Origin of the sequence: Marinobacter xestospongiae (assembly GCF_023156385.1) — a bacterium.
GTDB lineage: Bacteria > Pseudomonadota > Gammaproteobacteria > Pseudomonadales > Oleiphilaceae > Marinobacter > Marinobacter xestospongiae.
The window spans coordinates 171,918-186,879 of the sequence record NZ_JAKZAK010000004.1 but is presented as its reverse complement, the minus strand read 5'-3'; the positions used below and the strand labels follow the sequence as shown (position 1 = coordinate 186,879).

General features: G+C 59.8%; 14 protein-coding genes. 11 read left to right on the top strand and 3 right to left on the bottom strand.

Going from position 1 to position 14,962, the window contains the following annotated elements:
- Positions 1-25 precede the first annotated feature (25 nt).
- From MLD24_RS04265 to MLD24_RS04230, 8 genes are all read left to right on the top strand, one after another.
- The gene (locus MLD24_RS04265) at positions 26-2,293 is read left to right on the top strand and encodes a bifunctional prephenate dehydrogenase/3-phosphoshikimate 1-carboxyvinyltransferase (RefSeq protein ID WP_425562368.1); all 2,268 of its coding nucleotides are present in this window, start codon (positions 26-28) and stop codon (positions 2,291-2,293) included.
- 3 nt (positions 2,294-2,296) lie between these two features.
- Positions 2,297-2,977, top strand: coding sequence for a (d)CMP kinase (gene cmk / locus MLD24_RS04260; protein WP_227171443.1), 681 nt, complete (start codon positions 2,297-2,299; stop codon positions 2,975-2,977).
- A gap of 129 nt (positions 2,978-3,106) precedes the next feature.
- Complete coding sequence (gene rpsA / locus MLD24_RS04255) at positions 3,107-4,798, top strand: 30S ribosomal protein S1 (protein WP_227171442.1); 1,692 nt, start codon at positions 3,107-3,109, stop codon at positions 4,796-4,798.
- 130 nt (positions 4,799-4,928) lie between these two features.
- Positions 4,929-5,225: an integration host factor subunit beta gene (locus tag MLD24_RS04250; protein WP_227171441.1), complete on the top strand. Its 297-nt coding sequence runs from the start codon at positions 4,929-4,931 to the stop codon at positions 5,223-5,225.
- A gap of 60 nt (positions 5,226-5,285) precedes the next feature.
- Entirely contained in the window at positions 5,286-5,588 is a 303-nt protein-coding gene (locus MLD24_RS04245; protein WP_227171440.1) for a LapA family protein, read from the top strand.
- The gene (gene lapB, locus MLD24_RS04240; protein ID WP_248164420.1) at positions 5,588-6,757 is read left to right on the top strand and encodes a lipopolysaccharide assembly protein LapB; all 1,170 of its coding nucleotides are present in this window, start codon (positions 5,588-5,590) and stop codon (positions 6,755-6,757) included. The genes MLD24_RS04245 and lapB overlap by 1 nt, the downstream gene beginning before the upstream one ends.
- Positions 6,758-6,817: 60 nt before the next feature.
- On the top strand, positions 6,818-7,519 hold the full coding sequence (gene pyrF / locus MLD24_RS04235; protein WP_248164416.1) for an orotidine-5'-phosphate decarboxylase: 702 nt from the start codon (positions 6,818-6,820) through the stop codon (positions 7,517-7,519).
- A 69-nt stretch (positions 7,520-7,588) separates the two neighbouring features.
- Positions 7,589-8,071 carry a YiiD C-terminal domain-containing protein gene (locus MLD24_RS04230; RefSeq protein ID WP_227171437.1) on the top strand — a complete coding sequence of 161 codons (483 nt, stop codon included), beginning with the start codon at positions 7,589-7,591 and terminating at the stop codon, positions 8,069-8,071.
- 54 nt (positions 8,072-8,125) lie between these two features.
- Here the strand turns inward: MLD24_RS04230 and MLD24_RS04225 are convergent, their stop codons facing one another.
- A complete protein-coding gene (locus MLD24_RS04225; RefSeq protein WP_248164413.1) occupies positions 8,126-9,814 on the bottom strand; it encodes an ABC transporter permease in 1,689 nt (562 codons plus the stop codon).
- 135 nt (positions 9,815-9,949) lie between these two features.
- Positions 9,950-10,963 carry a Fe(3+) ABC transporter substrate-binding protein gene (locus MLD24_RS04220; RefSeq protein WP_248164410.1) on the bottom strand — a complete coding sequence of 338 codons (1,014 nt, stop codon included), beginning with the start codon at positions 10,961-10,963 and terminating at the stop codon, positions 9,950-9,952.
- A gap of 270 nt (positions 10,964-11,233) precedes the next feature.
- Here MLD24_RS04220 and MLD24_RS04215 point away from each other — a divergent pair, with 270 nt between their 5' ends.
- The 3 genes from MLD24_RS04215 (at position 11,234) to MLD24_RS04205 (ending at position 13,669) form a co-directional block, all read left to right on the top strand.
- Positions 11,234-11,503: a PilZ domain-containing protein gene (locus MLD24_RS04215; RefSeq protein ID WP_282450448.1), complete on the top strand. Its 270-nt coding sequence runs from the start codon at positions 11,234-11,236 to the stop codon at positions 11,501-11,503.
- 51 nt (positions 11,504-11,554) lie between these two features.
- Positions 11,555-12,160, top strand: coding sequence for a hypothetical protein (locus tag MLD24_RS04210; RefSeq protein ID WP_248164405.1), 606 nt, complete (start codon positions 11,555-11,557; stop codon positions 12,158-12,160).
- Positions 12,161-12,325: 165 nt separating this feature from the next.
- Entirely contained in the window at positions 12,326-13,669 is a 1,344-nt protein-coding gene (locus MLD24_RS04205; RefSeq protein WP_282450434.1) for a cyclic di-GMP phosphodiesterase, read from the top strand.
- Between the two features lie 28 nt (positions 13,670-13,697).
- Here the strand turns inward: MLD24_RS04205 and MLD24_RS04200 are convergent, their stop codons facing one another.
- The gene (locus tag MLD24_RS04200) at positions 13,698-14,816 is read right to left on the bottom strand and encodes an organic solvent ABC transporter permease (RefSeq protein WP_248164400.1); all 1,119 of its coding nucleotides are present in this window, start codon (positions 14,814-14,816) and stop codon (positions 13,698-13,700) included.
- Positions 14,817-14,962 lie beyond the last annotated feature (146 nt).

Genomic DNA, 14,962 nt, shown 5'->3' with positions numbered 1-14,962 from the left:
CACTCAACGATCAGGTGTCTTTGTCATGGCGGCGCCCCTATCCAGCCAGTCCCCTGTGGAGTCTGACGCAGGTTTGAATACCCCACTGTTCCAGCGGGTCGCAGTGATCGGCCTGGGGCTGATTGGTGGCTCACTGGCAGCGGCGATCCGCCAGCAGCAGCTGGCCGTGGAGGTGGTGGCCTATGACCGCGAGGCCGATGACCTCAGGGCCGGCGTGGCGTTGGGGGTGATCGATACCGCGGAATCCTCGGTGGCGGCGGCCGTACAGGGCGCGGACCTGGTGGTGGTGGCGGTCCCCGTGCGGGCGACCGAGGCCGTGCTGGCAGAGATTCGGCCGGCCCTGTCCCACCAGGCCATTCTGACCGATGTCGGCAGCACCAAGGCCAGTTTCGTGGCAGCAGTTGAGGCGGTGTTCGGCCAGCTCGGCCCCCGGGTCATTCCAGGACACCCGATTGCCGGCTCCGAGAAGAGTGGCGTACACGCTGCCAATCCGGAGCTGTTTGCCAACCATAAGGTGATCCTGACCCCCGCCGAGGGAGTCGACGGTGCCAGCTTCGAGCGTCTGAAGTCGCTCTGGGAGGGCTGTGGTGCCCGGGTACTGGCGATGTCGGTGGGCTACCATGATGAAGTGCTGGCGGCCACCAGCCACCTGCCGCACCTGATCGCCTTTTCGCTGGTGGATACCCTGGCCGGCGAAGACCAGAACATGGACATCTTCCGCTACGCTGCCGGCGGTTTCCGGGATTTTACCCGCATCGCCGCCAGCGATCCGGTGATGTGGCATGATATCTTCCTATCCAACCGTGACGCCGTGCTGCGGGTGATTGATCATTTCTCCCGTGACCTGGATCAGCTGCGTGATGCCATTGAACACCAGGATGGCGCCATGCTGCTGCGGGTATTCAGTCGGGCCAAGGCGGCGCGGGAACACTTTACAAAAATGCTATCAGGACAGGCGTACGTGACAGACATGAACCAGAAGCAGGTTACTTTCCGGATGCAACCCGGCGGGTCGATGAATGGCGACATTCGGGTCCCCGGGGACAAGTCGATTTCTCATCGCTCCATCATGTTGGGCGCGCTGGCGGACGGTGTTACCGAAGTTCGCGGATTTCTCGAAGGGGAAGATAGCCTGGCGACGCTGCAGGCCTTCCGCGACATGGGAGTAACCATTGAGGGGCCGGATAACGGTCACGTACGCATTCACGGCGTTGGTATTGACGGCCTGCAGGCGCCGCGCGGGCCGCTCTACCTGGGTAATTCCGGCACTGCGATGCGGCTGTTCGCCGGCCTGCTGGCGGCGCAGCCATTCGATACCGAACTGACGGGTGATGAAAGCCTGTCCCGGCGCCCAATGGGACGGGTCGCTGACCCGCTGCGGGCCATGGGGGCGGTGATTGACACCGCAGAAGGTGGCCGGCCGCCGCTGAAAATTCATGGCAGCCAGGCGCTGACCGGCATTCACTATGAAATGCCGGTTGCCAGTGCCCAGGTGAAGTCCTGTCTGTTGCTGGCGGGCCTTTATGCCGAAGGCGCAACCTCGGTTACTGAGCCGGCACCGACCCGGGATCACACCGAGCGGATGCTGGAAGGTTTTGGTTACCATGTTCACCGCAAAGGCGCCACCTCCAGCGTGTCCGGCGGAGGCAGGCTGACTGCGTCGGAGATCGATGTGCCGGCGGATATTTCCTCGGCAGCGTTCTTCCTGGTGGCGGCCTCTATCGCGCCGGAGTCCGACCTGACCCTGCGCCACGTTGGCATGAATCCCACCCGTGTGGGGGTGATCAACATCCTGCGTCTGATGGGTGCCAGCATTGAAGTCCTGAACGAGCGTGAGATTGGTGGCGAGCCGGTCGCGGATCTGCGGGTGCGGTCAGCGACGCTTCGGGGCATCGACATTCCCGAGGATCAGGTGCCGCTGGCGATTGACGAGTTTCCGGTACTGTTTGTGGCTGCGGCCTGTGCCGAGGGTGAAACCGTTCTGCGGGGTGCTGAGGAACTGCGGGTCAAGGAGAGTGATCGTATCCAGGTGATGGCCGATGGTCTGACGGCTTTGGGGGTTGAGTCCACGGTGACCGCAGATGGCATTGTCATCCCCGGTGGTCAGCGCCTTGGTGGTGGTACCGTCGACAGTCATGGCGACCATCGCATTGCGATGTCCTTCGCAGTTGCCTCGCTGCGGGCGGAGGGTGAGATCGTGGTGAACGATTGCGCCAATGTGGCCACGTCCTTCCCGGGATTTGTCGAACTCGCCCGGGAGACCGGTATCCAGATCGCGGCGGAGGGCGAGTAAGTCATGTCCGCAAACGCCGTTCCGGTAATTACCATCGATGGCCCCGGAGGCGCGGGCAAGGGCACGGTCACCCAGTTGCTGGCCCAGCGACTGGGCTGGCACCTGCTCGACAGTGGTGCGTTGTATCGCCTCACGGCCCTGGCGGCGACCCGTCAGGGGGTGTCGCTTGAGGATGAGGCAGCCCTGGTGTCGGTGGCCTCCGGCCTTGATGTGCGCTTTGAACCGTCTGAGCCGGGGGAGCCGGTACGGGTCATCCTGGACGGCGACGATGTGACGGCGGAACTGCGGACTGAACGCTGTGGCGACAACGCCTCCCGGGTAGCGGTGATGCAGCCGGTTCGGGACGCGCTATTGCAGCGCCAGCGGGATTTCCAGCAAGCCCCTGGCCTGGTGGCCGACGGCCGTGATATGGGAACGGTGGTGTTCCCCGACGCGCCCACCAAGATTTTCCTGACTGCGAGTGCGGAGGAGCGGGCTCGCCGACGTTACCGCCAGTTGAAGGACTCTGGGCTCAGTGTTACCATTGATGCCCTTTTAGACGAGATTCGGGCTCGTGATGAACGGGATATGAACCGTTCAGCAGCCCCGCTTAAACCCGCAGAGGATGCGCAAGTCATTGACTCGACTGGTTTAAGCATCGAAGAGGTGTTGGACAAGGTAATGGCCTTTGCGGGTCAGGCCTGACTACACCTCTTTGTCGTTGGAATGCCGGCCGTGGTGTCATTCGCCAGCCTCAGGCCATTGTCGGCAATTTACGAACAGACCGTGTTGCTGGTAGCACGGAGTTAACTTGCGTTGATCATAGGACACATAATGAGCGAGAGCTTTGCGGATCTTTTTGAAGAAAGCCTGAAAGAAATTGACATGCAGCCGGGTTCCATCGTCCAGGGGACCGTGGTTGATATCGACAACGACTGGGTTACTGTTAACGCTGGTCTGAAGTCAGAGGGTGTAATCCCTGCCTCCCAGTTCCTGAACGAAAAGGGTGAACTGGACATCCAGATCGGTGACGTTGTCGACGTAGCTCTCGACGCTGTTGAAGACGGCTTCGGTGAAACCCGTCTGTCCCGCGAAAAAGCCAAGCGCGCTGAAGCCTGGAAGGTACTCGAGAAGTCCTTCGAAGCGGAAGAAGTCGTTAAGGGCGTGATCAACGGCAAGGTTAAGGGCGGCTTCACAGTCGACCTGTCCGGTATCCGTGCCTTCCTGCCAGGCTCCCTGGTAGACGTTCGTCCGGTTCGCGACACCGCGCACCTGGAGAACAAAGAGCTGGAATTCAAGGTTATCAAGCTCGACCAGAAGCGTAACAACGTGGTTGTTTCCCGTCGTGCCGTTCTCGAAGCCGAGAACAGTGCAGAGCGTGATGCGCTGCTGGAAACCCTGACCGAAGGTCTGGAAATCAAGGGTATCGTCAAGAACCTGACCGACTACGGTGCGTTTGTTGATCTGGGCGGCGTTGACGGCCTGCTGCACATCACCGACATGGCCTGGAAGCGCATCAAGCATCCGAGCGAGATCGTAAACGTTGGTGATGAGATCAACGTCAAGGTTCTGAAGTTCGATCGTGAGCGTAACCGTGTTTCCCTGGGTCTGAAGCAGCTGGGCGAAGATCCCTGGGTTGATATCAAGGGTCGTTACCCTGAGAACGCGAAGGTTAAAGCTCGCGTTACCAACCTGACTGACTACGGCTGCTTCGCCGAGCTGGAAGAGGGTGTTGAAGGTCTGGTTCACGTGTCCGAAATGGACTGGACCAACAAAAACATCCATCCGTCCAAGGTTGTTCAGGTAGGCGACGAAGTTGACGTGATGATCCTGGACATCGACGAAGAGCGTCGTCGTATCTCCCTGGGTATCAAACAGTGTGTTGCTAACCCGTGGGAAGAGTTCTCCGGCAACTTCAACAAAGGTGACCGCATCTCCGGTAAGATCAAGTCCATCACGGACTTCGGTATCTTCATCGGCCTGGACGGCGGCATCGACGGTCTGGTTCACCTGTCTGACATCAGCTGGAACGAGACTGGCGAAGAAGCGGTTCGCGAGTACAAGAAAGGCGACGAAGTTGAAACCGTCATCCTGTCTGTTGACCCTGAGCGTGAGCGTATCTCCCTGGGCATCAAGCAGCTGGAAAGCGATCCGTTTGCCGAGTTTGTGCAGCTGAACGACAAGGGCTCCATCGTTAAGGGTACTGTCTCTGCGGTTGACGCCAAGGCAGCGACCATCGCGCTGAACGACGAAGTTGAAGCGGTACTGAAAGCTTCCGAAATCAGCCGTGACCGCGTTGAAGACGCTCGTAACGCCCTCAACGAAGGTGACGAGGTTGAAGCGAAGATCATCAGCATCGATCGCAAGAACCGCGTGATCAACCTGTCTGTTAAGTCCAAAGATGTTGAGGACGACAAGCAGGCGCTTGAGAACGTTCGCAGCAAGGCCGCTGAAACTTCTGGTGCGACCACCATCGGTGATCTCATCAAGGAGCAGATGCAGCAGCAGAACGCCAACAAGGACTAAGTCTCCTTTTGGTAATAAAAAAACGGGCTGTAACAGCCCGTTTTTTTTGTGTTTTTTTTAGGTTTGGCTAAACTAGAGGCATGGAGTCGGGGCTCTGGCTCCCCATAAGAATGACAGAGGGATACGCCTCATGACGAAGTCCGAACTGGTTGAACTGATTGCGTCCAAACAGACCCAGTTGTCCGTCAAGGACGTGGAGCTGGCAGTCAAAACGATTATTGAGCACATGTCCCAGTCGCTTGCGGATGGTCAGCGGATCGAAATTCGGGGATTCGGCAGCTTTTCCCTGCATTATCGTGCCGCCCGCACCGGCCGTAATCCCAAGACTGGCGAGGCAGTGCAACTTCCCGCCAAGTACGTGCCCCATTTCAAACCCGGTAAAGAGCTCAGAGAGCAGGTCAACGACAGCATGAAGCAAGGCTTCTGATTGTTGCGGGAGCTGGTGTTGGTGCACGATGTGTATCGTTGAATCGGAGGAAGCTACTCTATGGCCGGATTGCGCAGGATTCTGATTGTTCTGGTGGTGTTGTTCCTGATCGTGGTTGCCCTGGTGTTCTCGATGAACAACCAGACCTCGGTATCACTGGATTTCCTGCTGTTCAAGACGCCGTCCCATGGTGTTGCGGTCTGGGTTCTGCTGGCCTTTATCCTGGGCACGGTGACCGGTATTCTGGTGACCATGCTGGCGACGGCAAAGCACTCCATTGCCCGTCGACAGCTGAAGAAGCGCCTGACTCGTGCCGAGCAGGCATTGGAGGACTCCAAGGCTCAGAATAGCCGGACGCTTTAATGGATATCGTTTTTCAGTGGCTGCTGTTAACCGCGGCAGTTGCTGCCGGCTGGTTTATGGGACGGTTTGGGCGAACGCCGCGCCGTGCCGGTCGTTCGCTTTCAGATGAGGCGACCGTTCGTGATCGCCTCCAGTTCCTGTTCACCAATTACTCCGACCAGGCCGTTGAGAACTTTGTACAGTCCCTGGCGGTTAATCCCGAGACCGTGGGATTGCACCTGTCCATTGGCGCCCATTTCCGCAATAAGGGCGAAACCGATCGGGCCATCGTGATTCACCAGAATCTGCTGGCTCGTCCGGAGTTACCCACCCGCTATTCTCCCCAGGTAACTTTCGAGCTGTCGCTGGATTATCTCGCGGCCGGTCTGCTGGATCGCGCCGAAGCTCTGTTCCATCAGTTGATGGGGGATCGGGAGTATGGCCCCAAGGCCGCCAGCCAGCTGATTGAGCTCTATCAGCAGGAGCGGGAATGGAGCAAGGCCGGGCAGGTGGCGCGTACGCTGCGGGCCGATCGTCTCGATCCGGAGCTGGACCGGGTGCTGGCCTATCTGACCTGCGAGCTGGCGGAGCAGGCGATGACCCGGGACGATTGCTGGGGGGCTGGCAAACTGGTCAAGGAAGCGCTGGAGCATGATCGCACCTGCGTGCGGGCGACCTTCATTCAGGTGCGCATTCAGCAACGTCAGGGCAATTACAAGGACGCCGCCAACCAGTGTCTGAAGGTGTTCGACCAGAACCCGGAGTTTGGTCCGGAAGCCGTTGATCGACTGATGAAGCTTGAGCGTGAGCATGGTGACGTAAAGCGGCTGGTACGGAAGTTCCGCCGGCTTTACGAGACCTGGCCCAGCACCAGCTTGCTGTTGGCGCTGGTGGAGTCAGTGGAACGGGGCTCCGGGCGACTGGCTGCGATTGAGCTGTTGCGCTGCGAGCTGGAACTGCGACCGAGTGTGCGGGGCTTGCTGCGGCTGGTGGAACTGGCCGGACATGAGAAGGGCATGACCACCGATGAGGGCCGCCTGGTGAGCCGTATCGGCCACCTGCTGCTCGCCAATCGCCCCATCTATCGCTGCGTCAGCTGCGGTTTCTCCGGCCAGCAGCTGCACTGGCTGTGCCCCAGTTGCAAGACCTGGGAGTCCGTGCGACCGATCCAGGGTGTGGAAGCAGAGTAACGCTTTGCTGGCTGCACTGACCGAACTGAAAAACAGCATTTCCTTTAGGTAGATATCAAGATGAACGACCCCAAGATTATTGTCGCCCTGGACTTTCCCTCTGAGGCGCCCGCGCTCGCCCTGGTAGACACTCTGGACCCGGCGCTGTGCCGGTTGAAGGTGGGTAAAGAGCTGTTTACCCGCAGTGGCCCGGCGCTGGTTCGGTCGCTTCAGGATCGAGGCTTCGAGGTGTTTCTCGACCTGAAGTTTCACGATATTCCCAATACCACCTCGGCGGCGGTAGCGGCGGCAGCGGATCTGGGGGTCTGGATGGTCAACGTCCACGCCTCTGGTGGCGCCCGTATGATGGAAGCCTGCCGTACCCGCCTGGATGCCTACGGCGAGAAGCGGCCACTGCTGATTGCGGTTACGGTGCTGACCAGTATGGCGGCGGAGGATCTGCAGGGCATTGGCATAGCGGTGACTCCCGAGCAGCAGGTGGTGCGACTGGCGCAACTGACGGCCGATTGTGGTCTGGACGGGGTGGTCTGTTCGGCTCAGGAAGCTCCCCAGCTCAAGCGTGATCAGGGCAGCGACTTTACCCTGGTGACGCCGGGAATCCGGCCGCAATCCGCCGCCAAAGGCGATCAGCAGCGGGTAATGACGCCCACAGCCGCGTTGCAGGCGGGCAGTGACTATCTGGTGATTGGTCGTCCCATTACCCAGGCTAAAGATCCTCTGGAAGCGCTGCAGGCGATCCACCGCGAGTGTCGGGCGCTCTGAGCTGGCGCGCCGTTGGTCGAATTGGTTTGCGGTGCAGGTGCTCTTAGACTCGAGGGCAAAGGAGGAGTCATGTCCCAGTTAAGTCAGCTTGAGCACCGCATTCACACCGAGATTCCACTCAGTCGTCATCTGGGCGTCCGTTTGACCGAGTTTGACGGCGACGCCCTGGTGGTCACCGCGCCACTGGCAAGTAACGTCAATCATCAGGGTACCGGGTTTGGCGGCAGTCTTTATTCTGTCGGCGTCGTAGCGGCCTGGGGTCTGGTGGATCTGTGGCTGGAGAACGCCGGTCTGGTCGGCAATGTGGTGGTCCAACAGGCCAGCATCGAGTACACCGCGCCGGTGGATGAGGACTTTTTCGCGGTGGCCCGTGCAGCCACAGATAAGGAGCTGGAGCGGTTTCTGGCAACGGTTGCTCGTCACGGCAAGGGCCGCCTGACGGTGACTGCCCAATTGTATACCGGAATGCCAGGCCGGCAACCGGCCGGATTGGCCAAGGCAGTGTTGCAGGGGCAGTTTGTGGTTCGGGACGCCCGGTCGTTGACGCAGTAGGTTAACGTACGAACCTGGCCTAACGCTGGACCGGATGGCAAGGCCGCGGTCTTCTCAGCCGATATCCCGGCTGTTGCCGATGGAGCGGCTCATCAGGATGATGGGAATGATGCCGGCGATGACAATGATCAGCGATGGCAGGGCGCTATGGGCCAGCTGCTCGTCCGAGGCGAACTGGTAGACGTAGGTTGCCAGAGTATCGAAGTTGAATGGGCGTAGAATGAGTGTCGCCGGCAATTCCTTCATGCAGTCAACAAACACCACCAGTGCTGCGGTCAGCAGGGTGCCGCGGAGCATCGGCAAATGGACCCTGCGCAGGGTACCTCCAGGGCTCTGACCCAGCGAGCGTGAAGCCATGTCCATGCTTGGGGTTACCTTCTGCAGTGCGCTTTCCACGCTGCCGGCAGAGACCGCCAGGAACCGCACGGTGTAGGCAAACACCAGGGCAAAGGTGGAGCCACTCAGCAGCAGTCCGGTGCTGACACCGAACTGATTCCGCATCAGGCTGTCCAGCCAGTTATCAAAGCCCGCCAATGGAATAATCACCCCAACAGCAAGTACCGCCCCAGGCATGGCGTAGCCAAGACTGGAGAGCCTCAGCAGGATCTGCATACCGCGGGTATCGTGCAGACGCCGGCTGTAGGCCAGGGTAACGCCGATCAGCAATGTGGTCAGGGCTGCGGTGCCCGATAGGAACAGGCTGTTGAGGGTGTTTTCGAAGAAGGTGCTGTTCCAGCTTTCGTCAAAGTAGTCGATCGCGTAATGCACCAGTGCGATCGCCGGGATTACGAATCCGAACAGGAACGGCAGCAGGCAGATCGCCAGGCAGAGCGTCTGCTGACGGCGACTGATGCGAAAGCGCTGGATCGGGTTGCGGTTGTCGCGGGTGGCAAACTGGGCCTGTTTGCGGCGGGAATAGCGTTCCAGAGTGACCAGGATCACCACAAACGTGAGCATGATGGTGGCAATCTGGGCGGCGCCACCGAGATTGCCCAGGTTCATCCAGGTATCGAACAAACCCGCTGTGAGGGTTTGAACGGCAAAGAAGTCCACGGTGCCAAAATCGTTCAGGGTTTCCATCAGCACCAGCGACAGTCCCACTGCAATGGCCGGTCGGGCAATAGGCAGAACCACGCGGAAGAAGGTGCTGAGTGCGGAGTGGCCAAGGCTCCGGCTAACGGCGAACAGGGAGGGCGACTGCTCCAGAAACGCCGCCCGGGCCAGCAGGTAGACGTAGGGGTACAGCACCAGGCCGATCATCAGGGTTGCGCCGGTCAGGGTGCGGATTTCCGGAAACCAGTAGTCCTGTGCCGTGCTCCAGCCGAAGGTGTCGCGTAACAGAATCTGCACCGGTCCGGCGTAGTCCAGCAGCGTGGTGTAGACATAGGCAATGACGTACGCCGGGAATGCAAAAGGCAGGAGCATCGCCCATTCGAAGAATCGCCGGCCCGGGAATTCGCACATGGTCACCACCCAGGCGGAGGCGACACCAATGATCAGCGTCAGCGCCATCACCCCGAGCATCAGTTGGAAGGTGGTCGTCAGGTAGCGGGGCAGGGTGGTGTCGATCAGGTGTGGCCAGATGTTCTCTTCCGGGAAAAAGGCCAGGTAAAGCGCCGACAGAATCGGCAGAGCCACGATGGCGGTGGTCAGAATTGCGGATATCAGCCAGCGCTTGGAGGTTCGCCTTGCCAGGAGGGGCTGGTGAGTGGGCTGGATTGCACTGGAGGCCGGCTGGGTCATGGGGGTTCCGTCACGCAAAAGGCTGGAGTTTAGTGCAGCGACAGTCCCGGGGGCAATGATGCGACGGATTCAGGAGGCTGTCGGCGTGACCGGGCGACGGCCCGAATCACGCTGACAGACCGGTTCAGGCGTCGATCAGTTGTCGTAATCCACCCGGTCAACCATGCGAACGGCGGCGTTGCGACGTTCGGCGATTTCCTGCAGGGACAGTGAGTCCGGGTGCAGTTCACCCCAGCCTGCGACCATGCCTGACGGTTCCACGCTCGGGTTGGCGGGGTACTCGGTGTTGGCTTCGGCGTAGATCTGCTGGGCCTTCTCCTGGGACAGGAATTCCATCAGGCGGATGGCGTTCTCCTGGTTCGGGGCACTGTTGGTCAGCGCGATGCCGCTGATGTTGATGTGAGTGCCGCGACCGTCGCTGTTGGGGAAGACAATGCGGACCGCTTCGGCGGCGGCGCGCTGATTATCGTCGTTCAGCATCTTGCCGTAGTAGTAGCTGTTACCGATGGACAGGTCGCAGACACCTTCGGCGATGGCCTTGATCTGGTCACGATCGCCACCCTGTGGCTTACGGGCCAGGTTGTTCTTCAGGCCGGTGAGCCAGGCTTCGGCCTCTTCCTCGCCGTGGTGGGCAATCATCGAAGAGAACAGGGCAATGTTGTACGGATGCTTGCCACTGCGGGTGCAGATGCGACCTTCCCACTTGGGATCAGCCAGCTCTTCGTAGGTGGTGATCTCACCTTCTTCCACACGGTCCACGGAGGCGTAGATCATCCGGCCACGGGTGGTCAGTGCAAACCACTTGCCGTCCGGATGACGCAGGTTCTCAGGAATGTTGGCTTCCATTACCTCGTTATCGACAGCCTGGGTCAGTCCCCGTTCCACCAGTTCGTTCAGGCGGGAGATGTCGACCGTCATCACCACATCGGCAGGGCTGTTGCGGCCTTCCCGTTCCAGGCGCTCGGCCAAGCCTTTCTTGGCGAAAACAACGTTGGTTTCGATGCCGGTTTCTTCCGTGAAGGCATCCAGCAGAGGCTCAAGCAGGTTGGCCTGACGGTAGGAATAGATATTGACCTCGTCGGCGCTGGCGGCCAGTGGCATGGCAGTGACCGCGACCAGGGCAGCAGTAGCAGCGTACTTGAAGGGCATAATGGTGTACCTTTCTGGTGGTGCATGGGTTTGGCGAATCAGGGAGCATAATGGTTGCAGGCCTGAATCAAAAATAAACGTCAACCATTCTCATTATAGTTGCTAAAGCTGTCAATGTTTGACCGGTATTTTCCGTGAAAACAATGCTATGCTTCCGAAACAAGAATAAGCGGAATCGGTTGGGCAGGTGGCGTGGCCTGCAGGTGCCTGGGTGCATCTCCGATGGGGCCAATCGTCCACCAGACACGAATGGTATGGGTAGTAGATCTTATGGCGGCGTCTGATCGCAGAGAGCACATCAGAACCTCGATGAACACCCGGGTTAAAGTGGAGAGCGACCGCATCGGCAGCGTGATCCTCTCCACCCGTGATATCTCGGATGGTGGCGTGTTCATAGCTGTGGAAAACGACGAAGTGGAGTTGGAGATAGGCGACCGGGTTACGGTTCAGGTCCAGGGCTTGCCGGTGGAGGCGCCGGTACTGGATATGAAGGTGGTGCGCCAGACCCACGAAGGCTACGGGTTGCAGTTTGCCGACTAGTCTCCGCCCAACCATTTCCCTCAATCCGATGTCTCCATAACCGGTAAGTCGATGATCAATACCTTTCGCACCCTGTCCGTCGCGCCCCTGCTGATCGTGGTTTTGCTGCTCCCTGGCTGTGCTTCCTACTACTCCCATTTCGGTGTGTTTCCTGCAACCAACTCCGCTGGTGAGCCCCGTGAGGTGAGGGTGAGCTGGCGATCTGCGGACTACCCCGATTGGTGGCTGGCCAGCGATCGGGCTACGCCCATTACCATTGAAACCCAGTGCAGCGACCGTATCTGGCGACTGAGCGATGCTGGTGGCCGGGAGGAGCGGTCGTCGTCGAACGGGTGTGGCGATGGTATCCGTGCCTGTGGCGACACCGCGCTGGACCTGGATGTCCGTAGTGGTCAACCGGTGGAGCCGGGCACCGTTTGCCTGGCGGTATTCCCGGCGCAATCATCGCTGGTGATCACCGAGCTGGGACGTCAGGTTGAGTTGCACGTCTACTGTCGGCCGGAGCGAACGCAGCATGAGATTGACGGCGAGACTGTGAATATGGACTATATCCGCGCTTCGTCCGTGCCTTATCGGGTGGATATCCGTAAAGTGCGACGGGGCTCACTGGCGGATCGCATGCCGGATCTGGACGATTCCGTATGTGAACAGGATTGATCGCCGAAGCGGTAAATACTGCTTTAGGCGAAGCTGCTGACGGAATGTGATGCAGCTCTCAAGGCTACAATTCGTTGCGCTTGGCAACGGTCTGTAATGCTTTGTTGTATTCCAGTAAAGGATGACAACCAAACTGTAATGGACTCTGGCCCGGGACGGGTCAAAATGGAAAGCATCGAAGTAGGTCGGGCCGTTGTGGGGTGTACCGTGGGCGTAAGCCAGAAAAAAGTGACTGTTCACAATCTAGAGATTGGCATGTTCGTGTCCGATCTGGATCGGCCGTGGCATCAGACCCCTTTCCCGATCCAGGGCTTCTTCATCCGCACTCAGGATGACATCCGCTCGCTGATGTCCCATTGCAGCTGGGTCATGGTGGATGTGGCGGAAACCCGTGACACCAGCGAATACAATCATGCCGACGCACCGGTGTATTTCCGCCGTCAGCGCCGAACCCACGCCCAGGAAGTGATCAAGCTTCCGCCGATCAATATCAAGAATCCGGTCCGCTATGTTGAAAGCCGCCCCTTGCGCAAGGAAGTGAAGGGTGTGACGGCCTTGGCGCAGGATGTCGATGAGGCGCTGGTGCGCGTCGGCGCCACCATTCGTCAGCACGGTCAGCCGGATCTCAAACCCCTGGCTGGGGCGGTACAGAAGATGACCGCCAGCGTTATCCGCAACCCGGATGCGCTGCTGTGGCTCAGTCGAGTGCGGGAACACGACGATTACAGCTACCGCCATGCGATGAACTCGGCGGTCTGGGCCCTGGTGTGCGGGCGTCATCTGGGGCTGGAGTCCGGGCTGCTGAATCACCTGGCCATGGGGTGTCTGCTGGCGCACATCGGTAAGGCGGATCTGCCGGAAGAAATTCTGGCCAACGAGCATGCGCTCTCGGCCGAGCAATATGCCGAATACAAAACCTATGTCGAACGCGGGGTGGCGCAACTGGCCAGCGCGGGGCTGTCACGGGCAGTGATCAACATCGTCCAGAACCACCGTGAGCGTCATAACGGCACCGGTTTTCCGGAGGGTGTGCGTGGCGACCGGATTCCGCTGCTGGCGAAAATCGCCGGGCTGGTGGACTACTACGAGACGCTGGTGGAGCCGCGGGAAGGGTGTGTTCCGATGACGCCTGCCCAGGCTGTCGGGCATCTCTATGAAACCCGCAACATTGAATTTCAGGAAGACCTGGTGGAGCGCTTTATCCAGGCTATCGGGGTATACCCCATTGGCACTCTGGTGGAGCTGTCGGATGGTCAGCGTGGGGTGATTCTGTCCCACTCGCCGGATCGTCGCCTGCTGCCGAAGGTGATGGTGATGACCGATCACGCCCAGCGTCCGCTGAAGACGGCCAAAGTCATCAATCTGGCCGAGCACAATACCGGTCGCGCCCGGGGTAAACAGTTGCGAATTGAGGGTTGTCTGCCGAACGGAACCGACGGCCTTGACCCCAATCGCTACGACATCAGTGGCGCAGAACTGCGTTTTCGTATCCGCAACCTGTTCGGCTGAAGCCGTTGCTGCCTGCTAGCCGTCGACCTTACTCTTCAATGATGACCCGCAGCTGTTTCCGGATCCAGCGATAGTCGTCTTCCGGCTGGAAGTTCACCAGTACGTCTGACTCGCCGCCGGCCTCGCCATTGATGAAATACTCCACCGTGCCGCTCTGCCAGTCGTAGCTGTGAATGGCCACGTCTGCGTCCCGCAGACTGACTGCCTCCAGTGCGCCCAGGGCAAGCCCGCCACCGATCTTGCGAACCCGTACCTGTTTGATCCCCGTATCCGTGGCGGGGTAGGCGGCGGTTTCCGGGGTCAGGGTGTAGCGGTTGGCATGAATGCGGGTCGCGGCATCCAGCTCCCGGGTAAGGTAGGCTTTGGCGGCATCCACGTCGACATCGTCGAGCTGGCGCTGGCCACCGAGAATGCGATTGCGTTTGCTGACGAGGTCTTCGCGATACTCGATGTCCGGATCAATGTCGTCGTCATCGTCCGGGCGTTCTGGCGCCGCGTCGATCTCTGCCTGGGTGGGTGGTTCGTCGCAGCGATCGTCGTCTTCCTCGAAGAAACAGATTTTCTCCAGCAGCTGATTGGCCGGGGAACGGCCAGCCTCGCTGCTGGCCTCGAACTCACTGGCGCTGACTGCGAAGTCAATGGCGGCATCCAGTTCCGGTAACGCGTCATTGAGCTGTTCCAGCACCCGGTCGCGGATTTCGAGCGTTTCGTCGTCCTGTACCGTGACCTCCCAGTTCAGCGACAGCAGGAAGCGGGTCATGTTCATCAGAGTGGTGTCTTCAAGCAACGCCTGCTCGGTGAGGCGGTGGTCCAGCAGGCCTTCGTCGTTGAGGGCGGGACTGGCGAGCTGGGCGCGGACCTCCGGCAGGAATTCCAGCGGCGTCACGATGTCGCTGGCCGGTACGCCGGACACCAGCTGCAGGTCGCCAACGCTGATCTGCAGGGACTCGCCCGGGTAGTAGCGGAACGATCCGTCGTTGTCGGTCACCCCGGTCTGGCTGGCGGTCTGGTAGCTCAGCCCCCGGATACCGTTGGGGGTCACCTGTCCCCGCAGCCGGTCGTCACTGTCGGAGCTGCCACCGGAGCAGCCGGACAGCATCATTGGAATCAGGCAGGTGAATAACAGGGTGGAGTGTACCGGTTTCATGGTGTGCAGCAGGGTCCTGTTGCTTGTCCGGGTAGCCTGGGCGCGGCACCGCAGACGTATTGTAAGTTATTGTATCCGGCATTATATGGGCCGGCCTGTCAGCATATCAGGAAACCCGTCGCAGTTTGGCGGATTGGCCCGACGGG